The sequence below is a fragment of the Mycobacterium novum genome, from assembly GCF_010726505.1.
Taxonomy (GTDB): Bacteria; Actinomycetota; Actinomycetes; order Mycobacteriales; family Mycobacteriaceae; genus Mycobacterium; species Mycobacterium algericum.
On sequence record NZ_AP022562.1, the window covers coordinates 637,026 to 656,588 of the forward strand.

The window sequence follows — 19,563 nt, forward strand, 5'->3', positions numbered from 1 at the left end:
GCCTCACCGGGATGTGGGAGATGACCCATTGCCGCTGGGTTGACTGACCGCGAGCGGGAATCTGACGACACGACACGCCGCTCTCACGTCGTGGGATTCCCAGTGGGCGGCTAGGGCCGGGCCTCAGCGGTTGAACTCGGTCACCACTTCCGCCGCGCGCCGCAGCTGATCAGGGTCGGAACTGGTTGGGATCAAGTGGATCTCGTCGGCACCCACCGCTTCGAAGCTGCGCAGCACTGCGAGCAGCTCGTCCTCGTTGCCCGCCCAGCCGGTGGTCGGTGCCATCGCCTCGACGTACTCGGCGGGAATCCAGTTCATGTAGCGCAACAGGTGCTCGCGCACCTGGTTGCGCGCAGCGTCGTGCTCGCCCAGCGCGAACCAGAACGAGGTCGCCAGATACGGCTGGGCCTTGCCGGCCTCCCGCCAGGCCTGGCGGGCGACGTCGAACAACTCGTTCTGCTTGGCCACGTCGAGGTCCATGGTGATGCCGGCCAGACCCTCGGCCCAACCGGCCGCGCTGCGCAACGTCTTCGGGCCGATGGTGCCGACCACCAGCGGCGGCCCGCCGAGCTGCGTCGGCGCCGGCCCGACCGGCAGCACCGACTCGGTGGTCTTCTCCCCCGCCCAGACCCGCTTCATGATCGCGACCCGCTCGGCCATCTGCCGCATCGTCTGCGTCGCCGGGTCGGCACCGGCCGCCCGGTAGTCCTCGTGCCGGCCACCCACACCGATGCCGACGGTGAGCCGCCCACCGCTGAGCAGGTCCGCGGTAGCCAGCGCCTTGGCCAGCATGACCGGATCGTGCAGTTGCGGGACGATCACCGTCGTCACCAGCCGCACCCGGTCGGTCCAGGCCGCCAGCGCTCCCAGCAGCGTCAGGCTGTCGGGGTTGGTGAAGGCGATCCGCTCGCCCCAGGCCAGCGACGAGAACGGTCCCTCGTCGACGGCGCACGCCCAGTCCCGCAGCAGCGTCGCATCCAGATCGGGCTCCATCACCGGCATGGTCATTCCCACCTGCATGCCCGCGATTGTGGCATGCGCGCCCGCGGCGGCCGACACTTGAACCATGAGCATTTCCTTCAACCACACCATCGTCGCCGCCCACGACAAGCAGGAGTCGGCGGCTTTTCTGGCGGAGTTGTTCGGCCTGCCCGATCCCCAGCCGTTCGGCCACTTCATGGTCGTCGGGCTCGATCACGAGGCCAGCCTCGATTACGCCGAGGTGCCCGGCGACGAGGAGATCCCGCCGCAGCACTATGCGTTCCTGGTCTCCGAGGACGACTTCGACGCCATCTACGCCAAGATCGCCTCGCGGGGGCTGGCGCACTGGGCGGACCCGCGCGGTGGGCGGCCCGGTGAGATCAACCGTCGCGACGGTGGGCGCGGGGTGTATTTCCGCGACCCCAGCGGTCACGCGATGGAGATCCTCACCCGCCCGTACGGCTCGCGGCCATAGCCGGGCTGTGGGGCTGTGGGGCTGTGGGGCTGTCGCGCGAGCGTGCGTCGTTCCGGCCCCGGCACGGAGTGTCGGGCCGGGAACACGCACACTCGCGCCCGGATGGGAGGTCAGCCGTGGCCGCGCTGGCGCTCCTGGGCGCGGTAGTCGGCGGCGAACTCGGCGACGTGGGCGGGCAGTCGCCCGGTGGCGACGTCGGACAGGCTGGTCTGCTCGAGCACCGACCGCATGCTGGCCCGCAACGCCCGCCACACATCGGTCAACGCGGCGGTGGGACCGGCGTAGGGCAGATCGCCCAGGCCGATGTCGCGAACACTGGCCAGCGGGCCGTCGATACAGCGCAGCACGTCGGCGACGCTGATCTCGGAGGCCGCGCGCGCCAGCTCGTAGCCGCCGTCACGGCCGCGCTGACTGCGGACCAGCCGGTCGGTGCGCAGGTCGGACAGGATGTCGACGAGAAACTGCGGCGGGATGCCCTGGGCGGCGGCGATGTCGTCGGTCTTGACCAGGGTGCCGGCGTCGGCGGTGGCGAGCTGCACCATCGCCCGCACCGCGTACTCCGCCTTGGCCGACATCCGCATCCTGGCGATTCTGCCATCTGCGCTCGTCGCGGCGACGTCAGCCGATCGCCGCAAGCACCGCGTCAGCGTATTCGGGCCGACACACCACCAGATCGGGCAGCAGCGGGTCGGGCCGGTTGTAGACCAGCGGGGAGCCGTCGATGCGCGAGGTGTGCAGGCCGGCGGCCCGCGCGACGGCCACCGGGGCCGCGGAGTCCCATTCGTACTGTCCGCCGGCGTGCACGTAGACGTCGGCGGCGCCCTGGATGACCGCGGCGACCTTCACGCCGGCCGATCCCATGGCGACCAGTTCGCCGTCGAGGTGGTCGCGGATGGCTTGCGCAACGGCCGGTGGGCGGCTGCGCGAGACCGCGATGCGCGCCGGGCCGGGGTGCTCGGGCGGTGCGGCGACGGTCGGGGTGGCCAGCGTGATGCCGCGGGCCGGCAGCGCGACCGCGCCGGCGGTCAGTTCCCCGGCCTGCCACAGTGCGACGTGCACGGCCCAGTCGTCGCGGTCGAGTTCGGAGAATTCCCGCGTGCCGTCGAGCGGATCGACGATCCAGACCCGGTCGGCTTGCAGCCGCACCGGGTTGTCGGCGCCCTCCTCGGACAGCACCGCATCCGCCGGGCGTTCGGTGGCCAGCGCGGTCATCAGGTAATCATGAGAGCGCTTGTCGCCGGCCGCTTTACGCTCGGCTTGCGGCGCGTCGGCCAGTTCGTTGCGGACAGTCAGCAACAACCGGCCGGCATCGGTGGCGAGCTGGGCGGCCAGCTGGTGATCGTTCATGCTCGGGCGTCGATCGCCGCGATGACCTGGCGGGCCTGTTCGTCGACGTCATCGTCGGGAGTCAGCCGCACATCGGGATTGCGCGGCCGCTGATAGGGGCTGTCGATGCCGGTGAAGTGGGTGATGAGGCCGGCGCGCGCTTTTGCGTAGAGCCCCTTGGGGTCTCGCTGCTCGCAGTCTTCCAGCGGGGTATCGCAGAACACCTCGATGAATTCGAAACCGGCGTCGGTGTGGACCTGCCGGGCCAGCTGGCGGTGCTCGATCAGCGGACTGATCGCCGGCACCAGCACGATCTGTCCGGAATCGGCCAGCAGGGTTGCCACGTGCGCGAGCCGGCGCAGGTTCTCGGCGCGGTCGGCCATCGAGAAGCCGAGATCGGCGTTGAGGCCGTGCCGCAGATTGTCGCCGTCGAGAACGTAGGCGGGCGTTCCCCTTTCGAGCAGCAGCTGCTCGACGCGCATGGCCACCGAGGACTTGCCCGCGCCGGACAGCCCGGTCAGCCATACCGTGCGGCCCTTCGACAACCGGTCGGCCGCGGTGACCAGCGACTCGTGGCGCACCGTGTTCGGGCTGGGGGTGCGACCCGAGACGTCGCGCAGCACCATGCCGGCCGCGACCGTTCCGTTGGTGGACTGGTCGATGAGGATGAACGACCCGGTGGCGTCGTTGTGGCTGAACTCGTCGAGCATCAGCGGGACCTGGGCGCGCAGCGAGACCCGGCCGAGCTCGTTGAGCTGCAGCGCGTTCGCCTCCTTGTCCCGGTGCAGCGTGTTGACGTCGAGACGGTAATCCAGTGCCATCACCTTCACCCGGGTGGTGCGGGTGGTGTGCTTGATGATGTAGTCGTTGCCGGGCTGCAGCGTCGCGCCGTCGGCCATCCAGCACACGGTGGCGTCGAAATCCTGCACGATTCGCGGCTGGTTGTTGGTGCGGGCGATCATGTCGCCGCGGGAGATGTCGATGTCGTCCTCGAGACTGACCGAGACGGCCATCGGCGGGAACGCTTCGCTTACTTGGCCGCTGGGGCCCTCGATCGCCGCGACCCGGCTCGGCTTCCCGGACGGCAGCACCACCACGTCGTCGCCGGGACGCAGCACACCGCTGGCGACGGTGCCGGCGTAGCTGCGGTGGTCGGCGTGCTCGTGGGTCTGCGGCCGGATCACGTACTGTACCGGGAACCGCACGTCGACCAGGTTGCGGTCACCGGCGATGTAGACGTCTTCCAGATGTGACAGCAGCGACGGGCCCTCGTAATAGGGGGTCTTGTCGGACTTGGTCACCACGTTGTCGCCGAGCAGCGCCGAGATCGGGATGGTCGTCACGTCGTGCACGTCCAGCCGGGTTGCGAACGAGTGGAAATCATCACGGATGGACGCGAATCGCTGCTCGTCCCAGTCGATCAGGTCCATCTTGTTGACGGCCAGCACGATGTGGCGGATGCCCAGCAGCGACGCCAGGAAGGTGTGCCGGCGCGACTGCTCCTGCAGGCCGTGGCGCGCGTCGACGAGCACGATCGCCACCTGGGCGGTGGAGGCGCCGGTCACCATGTTGCGGGTGTATTGGATGTGCCCGGGCGTGTCGGCGATGATGAATTTCCGCTTGGGCGTGGCGAAGTAACGGTAGGCCACGTCGATGGTGATGCCCTGCTCACGCTCGGCGCGCAGCCCGTCGGTCACCAGGGCCAGGTCGGTGTAGTCGTGGCCGCGTTCCCGGGAGGTGCGCTCCACCGAGGCCAGCTGGTCCTCCATGACGGCCTTGGAGTCGAACAGCAACCGCCCGATCAGGGTGGACTTGCCGTCGTCGACCGATCCGGCCGTGGCGATGCGAAGCAGTGTGGTCGCCGTGCTCATCAGAAGTACCCCTGCCGCTTGCGGTCTTCCATGCCTGCCTCGGAGATCCGGTCATCCGCGCGGGTGGCGCCGCGCTCGGTCAGCCGCGACACCGCGGTCTCGGCGATGACGTCCTCGACGGTCGCCGCGGTGGACTCGACACAGCCGGTGCAGGTGACGTCGCCGACGGTGCGGAAGCGCACCGTGGTCTCGAACACGTCCTCGCCGTCGGCGGGCCGCAGGAACTCATGGTCGGCCAGCAGCATGCCGTCGCGGCGGAAGACCTTGCGCCGGTGGGCGAAATAGATGGAGGGCAAGAGGATCTCCTCGGCGCCGATGTAGGACCAGATGTCGAATTCGGTCCAGTTCGACAGCGGGAACACCCGGATGTGCTCGCCGGCCCGGTGCCGCCCGTTGTAGAGGTTCCACAGCTCGGGTCGCTGCGCCTTGGGGTCCCATTGGCCGAACTCGTCGCGGAAGCTGAACACCCGCTCCTTGGCGCGGGCCTTCTCCTCGTCGCGGCGGGCGCCGCCGAACGCGGCGTCGAACTTGTTCTCCCGGATGGCGCGCAGCAGGGTGACGGTCTGCAGCGGGTTGCGCGACGGCCCGTCGTCAATCACCCGTCCGGCGTCGATGTCGTCCTGCACGCTGGCCACCACCAGCCGCACGCCGGTGCGGGCGACCAGCTCGTCGCGCGCGGCGAGGACCTCGTCGAAGTTGTGGCCGGTGTCGACGTGCATTACCGGGAACGGCAGCCTCCCCGGCGCGAATGCCTTGACGGCCAGGTGCAGCATCACGATGGAGTCCTTGCCGCCGGAGAACAGCAGCACCGGCCGCTCGAATTCGGCGGCCACCTCCCGGATGATGTGGATGGCCTCGGCCTCCAGGGTGCGCAGATGCGTCAGCTGATACCGCCCGGCCTGCAACGGCGCCGACGGCTCCGGGGGTGCGGTGATGTTACTGGTCATGGGTTCCTCGCCAGGGATATCCGATAATCTTGGTGAGACTTACCAGATTTGTTTGTTATAGGCGGTCATGTAACCAGGCCGGCCGGGCCGCTGTCAATGTGATCTGCGCAGGCCGCCCCCTCTCGGCGACCGTGCGTGTCCCCGGCCCCGCGCTCGGCGTGTCGACCGGATCGGCGCACGCTCGCCGGCGGCGGATGGCTCAGATCGCGCGGAGACCAGGCGCGCTAGACGGTGACTTCGCCGAGCTTGCCGGTGGCGACGTCGAAGACGAACCCGCGCAGCGAGGTCGTCGCGGTGATGAACGGGCTGGCCTTGACCCGGCGCAACGACTGCTTGACGTCTTCGGCCGGGTCCGGGAATGCCTCAGGCGCCCAGCCCGGCCGGATTCCGGTCTCCTCGAGGATCGAGCGCTTGAACTCATCGTCGGTGAAGGTGAGCATCCCGCAGTCGCTGTGGTGGATCAGGATGATCTCCCGGGTGCCCAGCAACCGCTGGCTGATCGCCAGGGACCGAATCACGTCGTCGGTGATCACCCCGCCGGCGTTGCGGATCGCGTGCGCCTCACCCTCGTTGAGGCCCAATACCCGGTACACGTCGAGGCGCGCGTCCATGCAGGCGACGATCGCGACGTGCTTGCTCGGCGGCATCGGCAGCGGACCCTTGAAGGTCTTCGCGTACTCCGCGTTGTTGGCCAGGTAGTCGTCGGTGACGGTCACGGGGTTCTCCCTCTGTCGCGGTCTGACGTCTGAGACTAATCAACGAGCCGCGAGTTTCCACGGGTAATAATCATTCGAATCAATGATTCGCCAGAGGGTCTCCTGGGCGTGAGCGTGCGTAAACCCGGTGATTCCCGCGGCGTGTCGGCCGGGGACATGCACGCTCGCGGGAATGAGGCGCCGCTCGCGGGAATGCGGCGCCGCTCGCGGGAATGAGGCGTCCGGCGCGCCGCCGCGTGGGGGCTCTACCCTTTTGGCCATGATGCGGTTTCTGGCCGGCCGGGCGCTGAACTACCTGGTGCTGCTGGGCCTCGCATCCTTCCTCACCTTCTGCCTGACCTCGCTGGCGTTCGCCCCACTGGACAGCTTGATGCAGCGCAACCCGCGTCCCCCGCAGGCGGTCATCGACGCCAAGGCCGCCGAACTGGGCCTGGACAAGCCGATTCCGCTGCGCTACGCGCACTGGGCCTCGCATGCCGTCCGCGGCGATTTCGGTGTCACCGTCACCGGTCAGCCGGTCTCCGACGAGTTGGGCCGGCGCATCGGGGTGAGCCTGCGGCTGCTGCTGGTCGGCTCGCTGGCTGGCACGGTGATCGGTGTGGTGGCCGGCGCGTGGGGCGCGGTGCGCCAGTATCGGCTCTCCGACCGGGTGATCACGATGGCGGCGCTGCTGGTGCTGTCGGTGCCCACGTTCGTGCTGGCCAACCTGGTGATCCTGGGTGCGCTGCGGGTGAACTGGGCACTGGGCGCGCAACTGTTCGACTACACCGGCGAGACCTCCCCCGGGCTGGTCACCGGCTTCTGGCCCGGGCTGCTCGATCGGTTGCAGCACCTGGTGTTGCCGTCGCTGACCCTGGCGCTGGGGGCCGCCGCGAGCTTCAGCCGCTACCAGCGCAACGCGATGCTCGATGTGCTCGGCCAGGACTTCATCCGCACCGCACGCGCCAAGGGGCTGACCCGGCGGCGCGCACTGTTCAAACACGGGCTGCGCACCGCGCTGATCCCGATGGCCACGCTGTTCGCCTACGGGGTAGCCGGGTTGGTCACCGGGGCGGTGTTCGTGGAGAAGATCTTCGGCTGGCACGGCATGGGCGAATGGGTGGTGCAAGGCGTGGCCACCCAGGACACCAACATCGTCGCGGCGATCACGGTGTTCTCCGGTGCGGTGGTCCTGCTGGCCGGGCTGCTCTCCGATGTCATCTATGCGCTGCTGGACCCGCGGGTGCGGGTGTCATGACGAGCACCGAGATCGCGTTCGCCTCCCGGCGCACCCTGGTGCTGCGCCGATTTCTGCGCAGCCGCACCGCGGTGGGCGCGCTGGCGCTGCTGGCGGTGATGTTCGTCGGCTGCTACACACTGCCGAGCCTGCTGCCCTACTCCTACACCGACCTGGACTACGACGCGCTGCTGGTGCCGCCGGGCGCCAAGCACTGGCTGGGCACCAACGCACTGGGCCAGGACCTGCTGGCCCAGATCCTGCGCGGCATGCAGAAGTCGATGCTGATCGGGGTATGCGTGGCGCTGATCTCCACGGTGATCGCCGCGACGGTCGGGGCGATCGCGGGATATTTCGGCGGCTGGCGCGACCGGATGCTGATGTGGCTGGTGGACCTGCTGCTGGTGGTGCCGGCGTTCATCCTGATCGCGATCATCACCCCGCGCACCAAAAACAGCGGCAACATCTTCATGCTGGTGTTGCTGCTGGCCGGGTTCAGCTGGATGATCAGCGCCCGCATGGTGCGCGGGCTGACGATGAGCCTGCGCGAACGTGAATTCATCCGCGCCGCACGGTATATGGGAGTGTCGAGTCGGCGCATCATCATCGACCACATCGTGCCGAACGTGGCGTCCATTCTGATCATCGACACCGCGCTCAACGTCGCGGTGGCGATCCTGGCCGAAACCGGTTTGAGTTACCTGGGTTTCGGCATCCAGCCGCCCGACGTGTCGTTGGGCACGCTGATCGCCGACGGCACCGCCTCGGCGATCACCTTCCCGTGGGTGTTCCTGTTCCCGGCCGGGGTGCTGATCACGATCCTGGTCTGCGCCAACCTGGCCGGCGACGGCCTGCGTGACGCGCTGGACCCCGACGCCGCCAGCTTGCGAGGCCGCCGATGAGCGCCCTGCTGGAAGTCGCCGACCTGGCCGTGACGTTCGGCGCCGGCCGCGATGCGGTACAGGCGGTGCGCGGCATCAGTTACCGGGTGGACCCCGGCGAAGTCGTGGCGATGGTCGGCGAATCGGGGTCGGGCAAATCCGCGGCGGCCATGGCGGTGATGGGGTTGTTACCCGAGCACGCGCAGGTGTCCGGTTCGGTGCGGCTGGCCGGCACGCAGCTGATCGGGTTGGGCGACACCGCGATGTCGAAGTTCCGCGGCGCCTCGATCGGCATGGTGTTCCAGGATCCGATGTCGGCGCTGACGCCGGTCTACACCGTGGGTGATCAGATCGCCGAGGCCATCGAGGTCCACCAGCCCCGGATCGGGCGGGCCGCGGCGCGCCGGCGCGCGGTGGAACTGCTGGAGTTGGTGGGTATCTCACGGCCGCAGGAGCGGGCGCGGGCTTTCCCCCATGAGCTCTCCGGCGGGGAGCGGCAGCGGGTGGTGATCGCGATCGCGATCTCGTGTGACCCGGACCTGTTGATCTGCGACGAGCCCACCACCGCACTGGATGTCACGGTGCAAGCGCAGATCCTTGAGGTGCTCAAGACCGCGCGTGATGTGACCGGCGCCGGCGTGCTGATCATCACCCACGACCTGGGGGTGGTCGCCGAGTTCGCCGACCGGGCGCTGGTGATGTACGCCGGACGGGTGGTGGAAGCCGCACCCGTGGCCGCGTTGTACGCCGATCGTCAGATGCCCTACACGGTGGGGTTGTTGGGGTCGGTGCCGCGCCTGGACGCGCCGCAGGGCACCCGGCTGGTGCCGATCCCCGGCGCTCCGCCGTCGCTGGCCGGCATCGAGCCGGGCTGTCCGTTCGCCCCGCGCTGCCCGCTGGTCACCGACGAGTGCCGGGCGCAGGAGCCGGAGCTATTGAACGTCGGGGTTTCTCACACCGCCGCCTGCATCCACACCGACCAGGTGGCCGGGCGCAGCGCCGCCGACATCTATCGCGTGCCCACCGCGGTCACCGCACCCGCTGTCACGGATTCGGGAACGGTGCTGCGGGTTCGTGACCTGGTCAAGACCTATCCGCTGACTAAGGGGGTGCTGCGCCGCCGGGTCGGTGAGGTGCGCGCCGTCTCTCGTGTCAGCTTCGCGTTGCAGCAGGGCCGCACCCTGGGAATCGTCGGCGAATCCGGCTCAGGCAAATCCACCACCTTGCACCAGATCCTGGAACTGGCTGCCCCGCAGGCGGGCTCGATCGAGGTGCTCGGCAGCGATGTCGCGGCGTTGACACGCGACGGCCGCCGCGCGCTGCGCCGCGACCTGCAGGTGGTGTTCCAGGATCCGGTGGCCTCGCTGGATCCGCGGCTGCCGGTCTTCGAGGTGCTCGCCGAGCCGTTGCGCGCCAACGGATTCGACAAGGCAATGACCCATGCCCGGGTGGCCGAGCTGCTGGAGCTGGTGGGGCTGCGCCGCGGCGACGCGCTGCGGTATCCGGCGGAGTTCTCCGGCGGTCAGAAACAGCGGATCGGGATCGCCCGGGCGCTGGCGTTGCAGCCGAAGATCCTGGCGCTCGATGAGCCGGTGTCGGCGCTGGACGTGTCGATTCAGGCCGGGATCATCAACCTGCTGCTGGATCTGCAACAGCAGTTCGGGCTGTCGTATCTGTTCGTCTCGCACGACCTCTCCGTGGTCAAACACCTGGCGCACAGCGTGGCGGTGATGTTCGCCGGAGAGATCGTCGAACAGGGTGAGGCGGGCCAGGTTTTCCGCGACCCGCAACACGACTACACCCGCCGGCTGCTGGTCGCGGTGCCCCAGCCGGTGGTGCGCTCATGAATATGACGTTGACGCTGCGCTCATGGCGAGGTTTTGCGAGAAGGGCACGCCCTGGATGCAGTGTCAACGCGGCAGTAGCGCTGCTCCTGGCCCTCAGCGGATGCGCGGCGGTGGATATCACCGCCCCCGAAGGCGTCTCGGCGGTGGGCAGCGCCAGCGACATCAACCCGCAGGATCCGGCCACACTGCGCGACGGCGGGAGCCTGCGGCTGTCGATGAGCCAGTTCCCGCCGAACTTCAACCCGCTGCACATCGACGGCAACCTGGCTGAGAACGCCGCCATGCTCAAAGCCACCATGCCGCGGGCGTTCATCATCGGCGCAGACGGCTCGGCGACGGTGGACACCGACTACTTCACCAGCGTGGAGCTGACCGGCACCAACCCGCAGGTGGTCACCTACACCATCAACCCGAAAGCCACCTGGAGCGACGGCACCCCGCTGTCCTGGCAGGACATCGCCAGCCAGATCCACGCCACCAGCGGCGCCGATCCCGGCTACGCGATCGCCACCACCAACGGCGCCGAACGAGTCGCCTCGGTGACGCGCGGCGTCGACGACCGGCAGGCCGTGGTGCGGTTCGCCAAGCCCTACGCGGAATGGCGGGGTATGTTCGCCGGCAACTCGATGCTGCTGCCCAAGAGCATGACCGCCGACCCGGAGACCTTCAACAAGGCGCAACTACAAAGCCCCGGGCCCTCGGCCGGGCCGTTCAAGCTGGCCACACTGGACCGCACCAGCCAGCGGATCACGTTGGTACGCAACCCCGATTGGTGGGGCCGCACGCCGAAGCTGGACACCATCAACTACCTGGTGCTCGACGAGTCCGCGCGGATGCCGGCGCTGCAGAACCACACCATCGACGCCGCCGGGGTGGCCACCCTGGATCAGTTGACGATCGCCCGGCGCACCGAGGGCATCGCGATCCGCCGCGCACCGACCCCGGCGTGGAACCACTTCACCTTCAACGGGGCGCCGGGGGCGATCCTGTCCGACAAGGCGTTGCGGCTGGCGGTGATGCGCGGCATCGACCGGACCACGATCGCCAAGGTGACCCAGCGGGGCCTGACGTCTGACCCGGTGCCGCTGAACAATCACATCTACGTGGCCGGCCAGGAGGGCTACCAGGACAACTCCGGCGTGGTGGCCTACAATCCGCAGCGCGCGGCCCGGGAACTCGACGAACTGGGCTGGAAGCTGAATGGGAAATTCCGGGAGAAGGACGGTCGCCCGCTGGTGATCCGGCACCTGTTCTACGACGCGTCGAGCACCCGGCAGTTCGCCCAGGTGGCACAACACAATCTGGCCCAGATCGGGGTGAAACTGCAGTTGGACGCCAAGGCCGGCGGCGGGTTCTTCACCGACTACGTCAACGTCGGCGACTTCGACATCGCCCAGTTCAGTTGGGTCGGCGACGCTTTCCCGCTGGCCGGGTTGAACCAGATCTCGGCCTCCTACGGCGAAGCCAACTTCGGCAAGATCGGCAGCCCGGCCATCGACGCCAAGATCGAGGAGACGCTGCAGGCACTGGATCCGGCGGCGGCCCGCGCTCGTGCCAATGAGGTCGACGAGCTGTTGTGGGCCGAGGGGTTCAGCCTGCCGCTGATTCAGACCACCGGCAATGTGGCGGTGCGCAGTTCCCTGGCGAACTTCGGGGCGCCGGGACTGGCGGATCTGGATTACACCGCGATCGGGTTCATGAAGAACTGATGCGGACTTCTGCGCCGAACGTGTACTGAGCGCGACAATCCCGCGAGTTTTTCGCACTGAGTACACGCTCGGCGAACACCGGCGCGGCTAGAGTGTGCCGAAATACTCAAGCACTCAAGTCGATGCGGTGTGCATCCTTGACGCTGCGGTAGCGGTCCGGGCTGCAGGTCAACACGATCACCTGGCCTTGGGCGCCGACAGCGTCGAACACCGCACCCATCTTCTCCAGCCGGTCCGGGTCGGTGAACCCCAGCGCGTCGTCGATCACCACCGGGACACTGTCCTCCTTGGCGACCAGCGCCGCGCCCGCGAGCCGGGTCAGGATGCCGAGCTGTTCCTTGGCCCCACCCGACAACGACTCGTAGGGCACGGTGCGCCCGTCGAGGGTGCGGGCGCAGATCTTCAGGTCGGTGTCGACCTCGACTTCGAAGTCCGCGCCGAACACGTGCACGCCCAGCCGCTGAATCTCGGCGCGGAACGGTTCGACGTAGCGCAGCCGGGTGTCGTCGCGGTGCCGGATCATGGTCGACCGCAACAGGGCTGCCGCCCGGGCCCGCCGGCCGATCCGATCGTGTTCGGCCACAGCGTGTTCCCGCGCGGTCTGGGCGGCATCGAGTTGGCCCTTGCGGCCCTCGGTACCGAAGACGGCGAGTTCCACCTCCACCTGGTGCAGTTCGCGGGCGGTCTCGGTGTGCCGGTCCGACAGCGCCTGCACTTGTTGCGCCGCGTCGGCCAGTTCGGCATCGACCAGCTCCGGTGCGGCGGCGGCCAACTGCTCGGACACCTCGGCGAGGCGCTGCTGCGCGGCCTGCAGCGCCTGGCCGCTGGATTCGGCGGCGCCCGCCAGATCCTCGTCGCCGACCGATGCCCGCTCGTCGGTGAGGCGCTGGGTGACGCTCTCCAGCTCGGCGCGCTGGGTGGCGCCCTTGTTCTGCAGCAGCGTCACGCTGGTAGCGGCTGCGGTGCGTCGGGCCGCCGACTCCGAGGCGGCCCGACGCAGGGTTTCGCAGTCGGCGTGGGCCCGGGTGCGCTGCGCCTCGGCGGTGTCGCGTTCGGCGCGGGCCTCCTCGAGTGTGATCGCGGCGCCCACCTCGGCGTGTTCGCCGCGCAGCTGCGCCAGGCGGGTGCGCAGCTCCTCGACCGCGTCGTCGCCGCGCAACGCCACCAGGGTGGCGGCCAGCTGATCACGGCTGCCCTGCAACTCGCGGCGCCGCTGATCGCAGCGGCGGGCCGCCGCCAGGTCCGCGACACCGCCCGCAGCCAGCGCGGTAGCCAGTTCCTCTTGCGCCGCAGCGTGTTTGGTGCTGGCCTCGCGGGCGCTGTCGCCGGGCCTGACCCGCACGCTCAACAACCCGGGCAACGCCACCTCGGCGCCCGCGGCGACCGGCGCCGACCAGCTCTGGCCGGCGGCCAACGAGGTGTGCTCGCCGCCGATCAGCAGTTCGACGTCGGCGGCCGCGGTGACTTCCAGGGTCGCCGAGATCGCGGCCAAAGCGGCCTGGGCGCGGTCGAGGGCGGCCGCGGCGTCCTCGATCTGGCGCAGCACCGGCTCGGTCACCGTGATCGCGGCCAACTCGGCCACCGCCTGTTCGAGGTCGTGTTCGGTGGCATCGATACGCACCAACCGGGTTTCCAGCCGGTCGGCCTCGTCGCGGGCGGCGAGTTGGTCGACGATCCGCCGGGAGGTCTCGGCGTGTTCGGTGGCGGCTGCCAGCAGCCGCTCGGCCTCGGTGGCGGCGCCTTCCGCGGTGGTGGCTTCGGTGTCGGCAGTGTCGTGGGCTTGGGTGGCCTCGGCAAGCTCGCTGTCCAGCAGAGCGATCGCGGCCGCCCGGGATTCCAGTTCAGCGCAGAGCCGTTGCCGCTCGGCGTGGGCGGCCTGCGCCGCGGCGCCGGTCGCATCGGCCGCGGTCGCCACCAGTTGCGCGTCGCGCAGTTGGTCCCGCAGCGCGGCGATGGTGTCGCCGGCGGCTTTCGCAGCGCTGTGCCGAGCCTCTGCCGCTACTCGGTCGTCGGTCAGCCGGGCCAGCTGCTCGCTGAGTTCGGTGTGGCGAAGCACCCGGTCGTCGACCTCGGCGACCAAGTCGGTGCAGCGCGCCACCTCGGCGTCGGCGGTCGCCAGCGCGGCCACCGCAGCGGCCCACTCCCCCGTCGGGCGTCCGGTGGGGGTGAAGTAGCGCGCGTACTCGGCATCGATGCGTTCGATGAGAACGGGTTCGGTACCGCTGGGAGTGGCGGTGTCACCGGCGGCGACATCCAAGGCGCGAGACAGCGCATCGCAGCCGGACAGATCCACCGCGGCCGTCGAGGCGGCCTGCAGCACCCGCTGGGCCTGCCACAGCCCGGTGTCCATGGTCTCGTCCAGCATGGCACGGACCCGTTCGTGGGCCTCGTCACCGGTGAGCTGCTCACGACGGGGCTCCAGCACGGTCAGCTGCGTCCGGGGCGCCTTATGGAAGCGTTTGTGGTAGACGAAACGGTAAGGGCCGGTGCTGATTTCGGCGGTGACTTCCGCACCGACGTCGGCGTGGGTCGGCTTGACCTGTTTGACGTCCTTCTTGGCGGAGCGGTCCTTGGACTCCAGCAGCAGATCCAGCGCCTCGATCATCGAGGACTTGCCGATCTCGTTGGCGCCGGCGACCACCACCACACCGTGATCGGGGAAGTCGATCTCGCGGTGCGCCACGCCGCGATAGTTGGTCAGGGTCAGCCGGTGCAGTCTCATGCCGCACCCCGGTCGACGAGCCGCAGCAACAGTGCCAGTGCGGCGTGGGCGTCATCGGCACCGTCGGTGTCACCGGCGCGGGCGGCGGCGATGAGTTCCTCGACCGCGTCGGCGGCGAATCCACCGAGCCCGAGGTCGATGAACTCCCCGTCGGCGGGCACCACCGCCAGGTCGGTGTGGCGGTTCCAGGTGCCCGCCCAGGCGAACAGCCGTGAATACCGGTCCAGGCAGGCGTCGAGGGCGGCCCGGTCGGTGACGCTGAGCGTGCCCGTCAACGCCAACTGCACCACGGTGCGGTCCTTGTCGGGCAACTGGTCGAGGTTGATGTCGAGGTCGGCGACGTCGCGACCGGTGTCCAGTTGGCGGTGCAGCGTGACGAACCGCCACCTGCCCACACGGTGGGATTCTACGCTGACCGCACCGCTGGTCTCGTCGATGTCGACAGCCAGCACGTAGCCGGGGTCGGGTTCGATGTCGTCGTAGTTGGTGACTTCCGGTGAGCCGGAGTACCAGATCCGGCCGCCGGCGCCGACCTGGGTGCGGGAGTGCTTGTCCCCCAAGGCGACGTAGTGGATCACGCCGCGGTCCAGCGCGTCTTCCAGCGCGGCGAGCCGGATCAGCGCCGGATTGGTCGGGTCGGGGTCGAGCACGTCGACGCCGCCGTGGGCGAGCAGGATCCGGGTGGTGCCGTCGGCGGGCAGTCCCTGAACCGCCGCGGCCGCCAGGTCGCAGGTGGGCCGCTTGGAGGGCCACGGTGCGGCGACGATCTCGACCCCGGGACGCACCTGATGCGCCCCGGCGGTGCCGAGAACGACGACGTTGTCGGGGCGTTCGGCGGTGAACAACGCGCTGGTGTAGACCGATGCGGCGTTGAGCGGGTCATGGTTTCCAGGCAGCAAGTACACCGGAATCCCAATGGTGCGCATGGCTTCCAGCGACTGACTGACGACCTCCGGGGCGAGCTGATTGTCGTCGAACACATCCCCGGCGACGACGACGAACTCTGCACCCGTCTGCGCGGCGAGCGCGCCGAGGCCGGCCACCGCGTCGCGCCGGGCCGCCGAATAGCGCGGCTGGGCGTCACCGGCCAGAAAGTGCCGGGTCATACCGAGCTGCCAGTCGGCGGTGTGCAGGAATCGCATGTCGGTCGTCCTTTCATCCGGCTGGGGCCGGGCACCGCGAGTGTATGGCCGTCCACCGACAAGTCCTCGGACCCTGATCGGCAGGTCCGAGATCTCGACAGCGCGCCCGATCCCGCACGTCACACCCGACACATCCGTCACGCCCCCGGGACAGGTAGAGCATCCGCGATAACCGGCGCCGGCGACGTCGCACCGGTCACCTCACCGGCCGCAACTGGCCTAACCTTGGGCGGATGAACGCCGCACCGCGCACGCTGATCTTGCTTCGCCACGCCAAATCGGACTATCCGCCCGGGGTGGCCGATCATGGCAGGCCGTTGGCCAAACGCGGGATACGCGAGGCCGCACTGGCCGGGGACTGGTTGCGGGCCAACGCGCCGAGGATCGACCAGGTGCTGTGTTCGACGGCCACGCGCACCCGAAACACCCTGGAGCGCACCGGCCTCAACGCTCCCGTCAGCTACCTCGACGAGCTCTACGACGCCGTGCCCGGCACCGTCATCGCGACGATCAACACCGTCGGCGATGAGGTGCGCACCCTGCTGGTGATCGGACACGAACCCGCCATGTCGAGCGTCGCTCTCGGGATCGCGGGTGCGGCGGGCACCGACGCCGCTGTTGTCCAACGGATTTCGGAGAAATTCCCGACGTCGGGCATCGCGGTGTTACGCGTCGGCGGTAGCTGGTCCGGCGTGGAGCCGCGGTCGGCGGCGCTGGTCGGGTTTCACGTGCCGCGGTAGAGCTGACAGGCGGATGGCCGGCTGCCCGGCCTCAGCGCTTGGGTTCGCAGGCCAAGCCGTCGCCGTCGCGATCAAGCTTCGACGAGTAGGCGTCGTCACCTTCCGGGATGTTGTACCGGCCGTCGGCGTGAGCCTCGGAGCAGTTCTTGTACGGCGGGCCTGCCGAGACGACCGGCGCGAGGACGACGCCCATGGCAGCTGTGCTCGCGGCTGCCGCGGCGAGAAGAAGGTGACGGTTCACTGCCTACTCCTTGGGGTCTCATCGTGCGCGATGACGGTGGATCCCCCCTCCATGCCCGACTGAGTTTAGCCAGGCCGCGAAGCCCCTGGGCGGGTTTCGGCGACGGCCCCCGGACCAGCGATCAGACCGCGACGACGCGAATCAGGTCCCTGAGCCCGGCGAAATCCTGGGCATTGCGACTGTAGAGATCGAGTCGGTTGGCGTGGGCTGTCGCCGCGATCAACAGATCAGCGAACCTGCTGCGTGGCTTTCGGCCTTCGCGCACCACCGCGGCAACGACAAGCCCGTAACTGCGGGCGGCGGCCGCATCGAAGGGGATGGGCTCCAGGTGCGACTCCACCTCCTGCAACCGCGCCTGGCGTTTGGCCGCTTCGACGGCGCTGGTAGCCAACAGCGGGCCGGCGGCCAACTCCGCTGCGGTGATAGCCGAGATCGCGACCTCGTCGGGAAGCGCGACAACGACCTTCGGGTCGTGCCAGTCGATGACGACCGAGGTGTCCAGTAGCCCAGACGTCGGCTCAGACACGCTGATCAATCGCCCGGTCGAGGTCGGCGCGGAACTGGCGGTGGTCGATACGCACCGCCGCGCCCGCCAGCGCGGCGATATCACCGCGCGGGATGAACGTGCGGCGAGTGACCCGTATCGGCCGCAGTTCGGCCACCGGTTCGCCGTTGCGGGTCACGATGAACGTCGCGCCGCCCACAACGGCATCCATCACCTTGGCGTTGTCGTTGCGCAGTTCACGCTGCGGGATTGTCCGGGCCATACGGCAATCGTAGCGATATGTGCTACGGCAGGCTACGGAAGCCGCAGCGCCGCCAAGCAACACCGCCGGGCAGGCGCTGCGGATCAGTTTCGCGGCACAGCAATTAGTGAGGTTTACCCGGGCACCAAGCACGTTCGGCAACGCGCCGTCGGGCCGGACGTCGCTGGTCAGCGAGATGTCCTGGCCCGCAACACCGAAACTGCCGCTTTGAACTATCTAGTTCAAACGGAAACAGCCGATGGCGCCCGCTTCGCGCGGGGAAGGTACGTCGTCGCGATCGTCAGGAGATCAGCGCCGTCACCATCGTCGTCGTTTCGCGTGGCGCTGCCGCACCGATGTTGCCGATGGGCTCACCGAGCGCGTTATGGGGGCGGGAATATCGCTTCAATGCGGGGTCCTTCGGTGGACCAAAAGACCTTGTATGGCGGGTGCCCGATGACCGGTAGCCGCATCCGAATACCGTCGGGCGTGGTGATCGCCGTCGACAGGGATTGCGCCTGCCCAGGCAGTCGGAAGATGAGTTCTATGGTGTCAAGGACGCTGTTGAACAGGTCGATATCCGGGCCGTTTTCGAGTTCGTCGAGTTGCGTATCGGCGACTTCGGAGTAATCACCGTCGAAGCTCACGTCCGGCGAACGCGTGTCCGGCGGACCGTCGGAGACGCCGCAGCCCGGGACAGCAGGTCGCGTAGTTCGGGATCGGTATCAAATTCGTGTTGAGCGTCGGTCACCACGCGCGCCGGCTGCAATAGCAAGCTGCCATCGGGATTCTCACGCATCACATAGCGCTGGTTGGGGCGGCCGGGCAACACGACGCGGCTTCGGCCGTCGGTTTCGACAAACGCAAGTTCGTTCATCAACCAACCATAGCCCATATTCCCACAATGGGAAGATGGCACGCGCGGAGCCGTCCTACGAATTCGTCTGCAGCGTCAGTTCCATCAGCTTGATCGCCTGCTCGCACGCGTCGATGCCGGGCGCCTGCGGGTTTACCCACCAGCCGACCACGCCGGCGGCGTCACTGGCCACCCCGCAGGAACCGTTGGGATCGGCCGGACGCATCACGATCGACGGCACGCCCACGATCGACTTGTTCTCGATCTGATACTGCAAGAACTCGGCGACCTTGCGTTCGTTGTCCAGGCTGCCCTGCTCGAACCAGAACCGGGTGATGTCGATCAGCCCGGCCGGGTTGGCCGCCTGCCAGCGGCAGATCGCGCCGACGAAGGTGCTCTGGATGTCCAGCGGGTCTGCCCCCACCGTCTTGGCCAGGATGTCGGTGGTCAGCACCTCGCACTCCTTGAGCAGGTTGGGGTACTGCCGTTCGGAGTTGTTGTTGCGCTGGGTGTCACCGGCGCCGGCCTTGACCGCGGTGCCGCCCACCTGGCGGGAGCAGCCCGCCGGCGCAATCAGCAGCGCGAGCACGGCCAAAACGGTCAGGATCCGGCGGCTCATTTGGCGTTCGCAATCGACTGGCGGGTCAGTTCCTTGGCGACGTCGCACGGGTCGGGGAACGGTTTCTGGGCGAAACTGACCGACCACTCGATGAAGTCGTCCTTGAACTGGATCCCGATCTCACACAGGTTGTCGCCCATCGTCGGCGCGGTGCCGATCGCGATGAACCCGCTGTGGCCGTCGATGTTGATGTCTTCCACCGACGTGCGCGACACCTCTTCGGTCTTGCGTTCCCGCCCGATCGGGCTGCCGCGATACCAGGAGAAGGAGAAGTGCGGGCCCATGATGCCGCCGCGGGCCAGCCACTGGCAGCCCGCCGAGTTCTGTGCGGTGTTCACCAGCCCGGACACCCGGGTCAGGTTGGTGACGGTCTCGTCGCTGACGCCCCCGCACTGCGGGAACAACGGCCCGTGGGTGCTCTGATCGGAGTTCGACGCCGACGACTCGCCGGAGGAGGCTTCGGTCGAGCCGGAGTCGGAACACCCGGCGACCATCGGAATCACGGCAGCGACCGCCAAGGCCGGGACC

At 68.7% G+C, this 19,563-nt stretch carries 21 protein-coding genes; 6 read left to right on the forward strand and 15 right to left on the reverse strand.

Features of this window, described 5'->3' with window-relative positions; all coding sequences use genetic code 11:
• Window positions 1–123 precede the first annotated feature (123 nt).
• Window positions 124–1,020, reverse strand: coding sequence for an LLM class flavin-dependent oxidoreductase (locus G6N19_RS02865; RefSeq protein WP_193466288.1), 897 nt, complete (start codon window positions 1,018–1,020; stop codon window positions 124–126).
• Window positions 1,021–1,066: 46 nt separating this feature from the next.
• Here G6N19_RS02865 and G6N19_RS02870 point away from each other — a divergent pair, with 46 nt between their 5' ends.
• Window positions 1,067–1,456 (forward strand): VOC family protein, encoded by a 390-nt coding sequence (locus G6N19_RS02870; protein WP_013828224.1) that lies wholly within the window; start codon window positions 1,067–1,069, stop codon window positions 1,454–1,456.
• Window positions 1,457–1,566: 110 nt separating this feature from the next.
• Here the strand turns inward: G6N19_RS02870 and G6N19_RS02875 are convergent, their stop codons facing one another.
• The 5 genes from G6N19_RS02875 to G6N19_RS02895 form a co-directional block, all read right to left on the reverse strand.
• Window positions 1,567–2,037, reverse strand: a complete 471-nt coding sequence (locus G6N19_RS02875; protein WP_193465715.1) for an Rrf2 family transcriptional regulator — start codon at window positions 2,035–2,037, stop codon at window positions 1,567–1,569.
• Window positions 2,038–2,074: 37 nt separating this feature from the next.
• Window positions 2,075–2,803 carry a 3'(2'),5'-bisphosphate nucleotidase CysQ gene (locus tag G6N19_RS02880; protein WP_013828222.1) on the reverse strand — a complete coding sequence of 243 codons (729 nt, stop codon included), beginning with the start codon at window positions 2,801–2,803 and terminating at the stop codon, window positions 2,075–2,077.
• Complete coding sequence (gene cysC / locus G6N19_RS02885; RefSeq protein WP_193465716.1) at window positions 2,800–4,653, reverse strand: adenylyl-sulfate kinase; 1,854 nt, start codon at window positions 4,651–4,653, stop codon at window positions 2,800–2,802. The genes G6N19_RS02880 and cysC overlap by 4 nt, the downstream gene beginning before the upstream one ends.
• Entirely contained in the window at window positions 4,653–5,600 is a 948-nt protein-coding gene (cysD, locus tag G6N19_RS02890; protein ID WP_232062508.1) for a sulfate adenylyltransferase subunit CysD, read from the reverse strand. The genes cysC and cysD overlap by 1 nt, the downstream gene beginning before the upstream one ends.
• 224 nt (window positions 5,601–5,824) lie before the next feature.
• Window positions 5,825–6,316 carry a beta-class carbonic anhydrase gene (locus G6N19_RS02895; RefSeq protein WP_013828219.1) on the reverse strand — a complete coding sequence of 164 codons (492 nt, stop codon included), beginning with the start codon at window positions 6,314–6,316 and terminating at the stop codon, window positions 5,825–5,827.
• A 259-nt stretch (window positions 6,317–6,575) separates the two neighbouring features.
• Here G6N19_RS02895 and G6N19_RS02900 point away from each other — a divergent pair, with 259 nt between their 5' ends.
• Genes G6N19_RS02900 through G6N19_RS02915 form a run of 4 tightly spaced genes read left to right on the forward strand, consistent with a single transcriptional unit; the run spans window position 6,576 to window position 11,969 of the window.
• Entirely contained in the window at window positions 6,576–7,553 is a 978-nt protein-coding gene (locus tag G6N19_RS02900; protein WP_013828218.1) for an ABC transporter permease, read from the forward strand.
• Window positions 7,550–8,434 carry an ABC transporter permease gene (locus G6N19_RS02905; RefSeq protein ID WP_013828217.1) on the forward strand — a complete coding sequence of 295 codons (885 nt, stop codon included), beginning with the start codon at window positions 7,550–7,552 and terminating at the stop codon, window positions 8,432–8,434. The genes G6N19_RS02900 and G6N19_RS02905 overlap by 4 nt, the downstream gene beginning before the upstream one ends.
• Window positions 8,431–10,260: a dipeptide ABC transporter ATP-binding protein gene (locus G6N19_RS02910; protein WP_193465717.1), complete on the forward strand. Its 1,830-nt coding sequence runs from the start codon at window positions 8,431–8,433 to the stop codon at window positions 10,258–10,260. The genes G6N19_RS02905 and G6N19_RS02910 overlap by 4 nt, the downstream gene beginning before the upstream one ends.
• Window positions 10,261–10,262: 2 nt before the next feature.
• Window positions 10,263–11,969, forward strand: a complete 1,707-nt coding sequence (locus tag G6N19_RS02915) for an ABC transporter family substrate-binding protein (RefSeq protein WP_049792864.1) — start codon at window positions 10,263–10,265, stop codon at window positions 11,967–11,969.
• A gap of 106 nt (window positions 11,970–12,075) precedes the next feature.
• Here the strand turns inward: G6N19_RS02915 and G6N19_RS02920 are convergent, their stop codons facing one another.
• Both G6N19_RS02920 and G6N19_RS02925 read right to left on the reverse strand, forming a co-directional pair.
• The gene (locus G6N19_RS02920) at window positions 12,076–14,691 is read right to left on the reverse strand and encodes an AAA family ATPase (protein ID WP_193465718.1); all 2,616 of its coding nucleotides are present in this window, start codon (window positions 14,689–14,691) and stop codon (window positions 12,076–12,078) included.
• On the reverse strand, window positions 14,688–15,833 hold the full coding sequence (locus tag G6N19_RS02925) for a metallophosphoesterase family protein (RefSeq protein ID WP_193465719.1): 1,146 nt from the start codon (window positions 15,831–15,833) through the stop codon (window positions 14,688–14,690). The genes G6N19_RS02920 and G6N19_RS02925 overlap by 4 nt, the downstream gene beginning before the upstream one ends.
• Window positions 15,834–16,066: 233 nt before the next feature.
• Here G6N19_RS02925 and G6N19_RS02930 point away from each other — a divergent pair, with 233 nt between their 5' ends.
• The gene (locus tag G6N19_RS02930; RefSeq protein ID WP_193465720.1) at window positions 16,067–16,573 is read left to right on the forward strand and encodes a SixA phosphatase family protein; all 507 of its coding nucleotides are present in this window, start codon (window positions 16,067–16,069) and stop codon (window positions 16,571–16,573) included.
• Between the two features lie 31 nt (window positions 16,574–16,604).
• Here G6N19_RS02930 and G6N19_RS02935 read toward each other — a convergent pair whose 3' ends face one another.
• The 7 genes from G6N19_RS02935 to G6N19_RS02965 form a co-directional block, all read right to left on the reverse strand.
• On the reverse strand, window positions 16,605–16,766 hold the full coding sequence (locus G6N19_RS02935) for an excalibur calcium-binding domain-containing protein (RefSeq protein ID WP_013828203.1): 162 nt from the start codon (window positions 16,764–16,766) through the stop codon (window positions 16,605–16,607).
• Between the two features lie 169 nt (window positions 16,767–16,935).
• Window positions 16,936–17,340, reverse strand: a complete 405-nt coding sequence (locus G6N19_RS02940) for a type II toxin-antitoxin system VapC family toxin (RefSeq protein WP_197912079.1) — start codon at window positions 17,338–17,340, stop codon at window positions 16,936–16,938.
• Complete coding sequence (locus tag G6N19_RS02945; protein ID WP_083038628.1) at window positions 17,333–17,581, reverse strand: type II toxin-antitoxin system Phd/YefM family antitoxin; 249 nt, start codon at window positions 17,579–17,581, stop codon at window positions 17,333–17,335. Before G6N19_RS02945 ends, G6N19_RS02940 begins: the two co-directional genes overlap by 8 nt.
• A 362-nt stretch (window positions 17,582–17,943) precedes the next feature.
• A complete protein-coding gene (locus G6N19_RS02950) occupies window positions 17,944–18,207 on the reverse strand; it encodes a hypothetical protein (RefSeq protein WP_193465721.1) in 264 nt (87 codons plus the stop codon).
• Entirely contained in the window at window positions 18,204–18,437 is a 234-nt protein-coding gene (locus G6N19_RS02955) for a hypothetical protein (RefSeq protein ID WP_193465722.1), read from the reverse strand. Before G6N19_RS02955 ends, G6N19_RS02950 begins: the two co-directional genes overlap by 4 nt.
• A gap of 55 nt (window positions 18,438–18,492) precedes the next feature.
• The gene (locus tag G6N19_RS02960) at window positions 18,493–19,035 is read right to left on the reverse strand and encodes a DUF3558 domain-containing protein (protein ID WP_193465723.1); all 543 of its coding nucleotides are present in this window, start codon (window positions 19,033–19,035) and stop codon (window positions 18,493–18,495) included.
• Entirely contained in the window at window positions 19,032–19,529 is a 498-nt protein-coding gene (locus G6N19_RS02965) for a DUF3558 domain-containing protein (protein WP_049793003.1), read from the reverse strand. Before G6N19_RS02965 ends, G6N19_RS02960 begins: the two co-directional genes overlap by 4 nt.
• Between the last annotated feature and the right edge of the window lie 34 nt (window positions 19,530–19,563).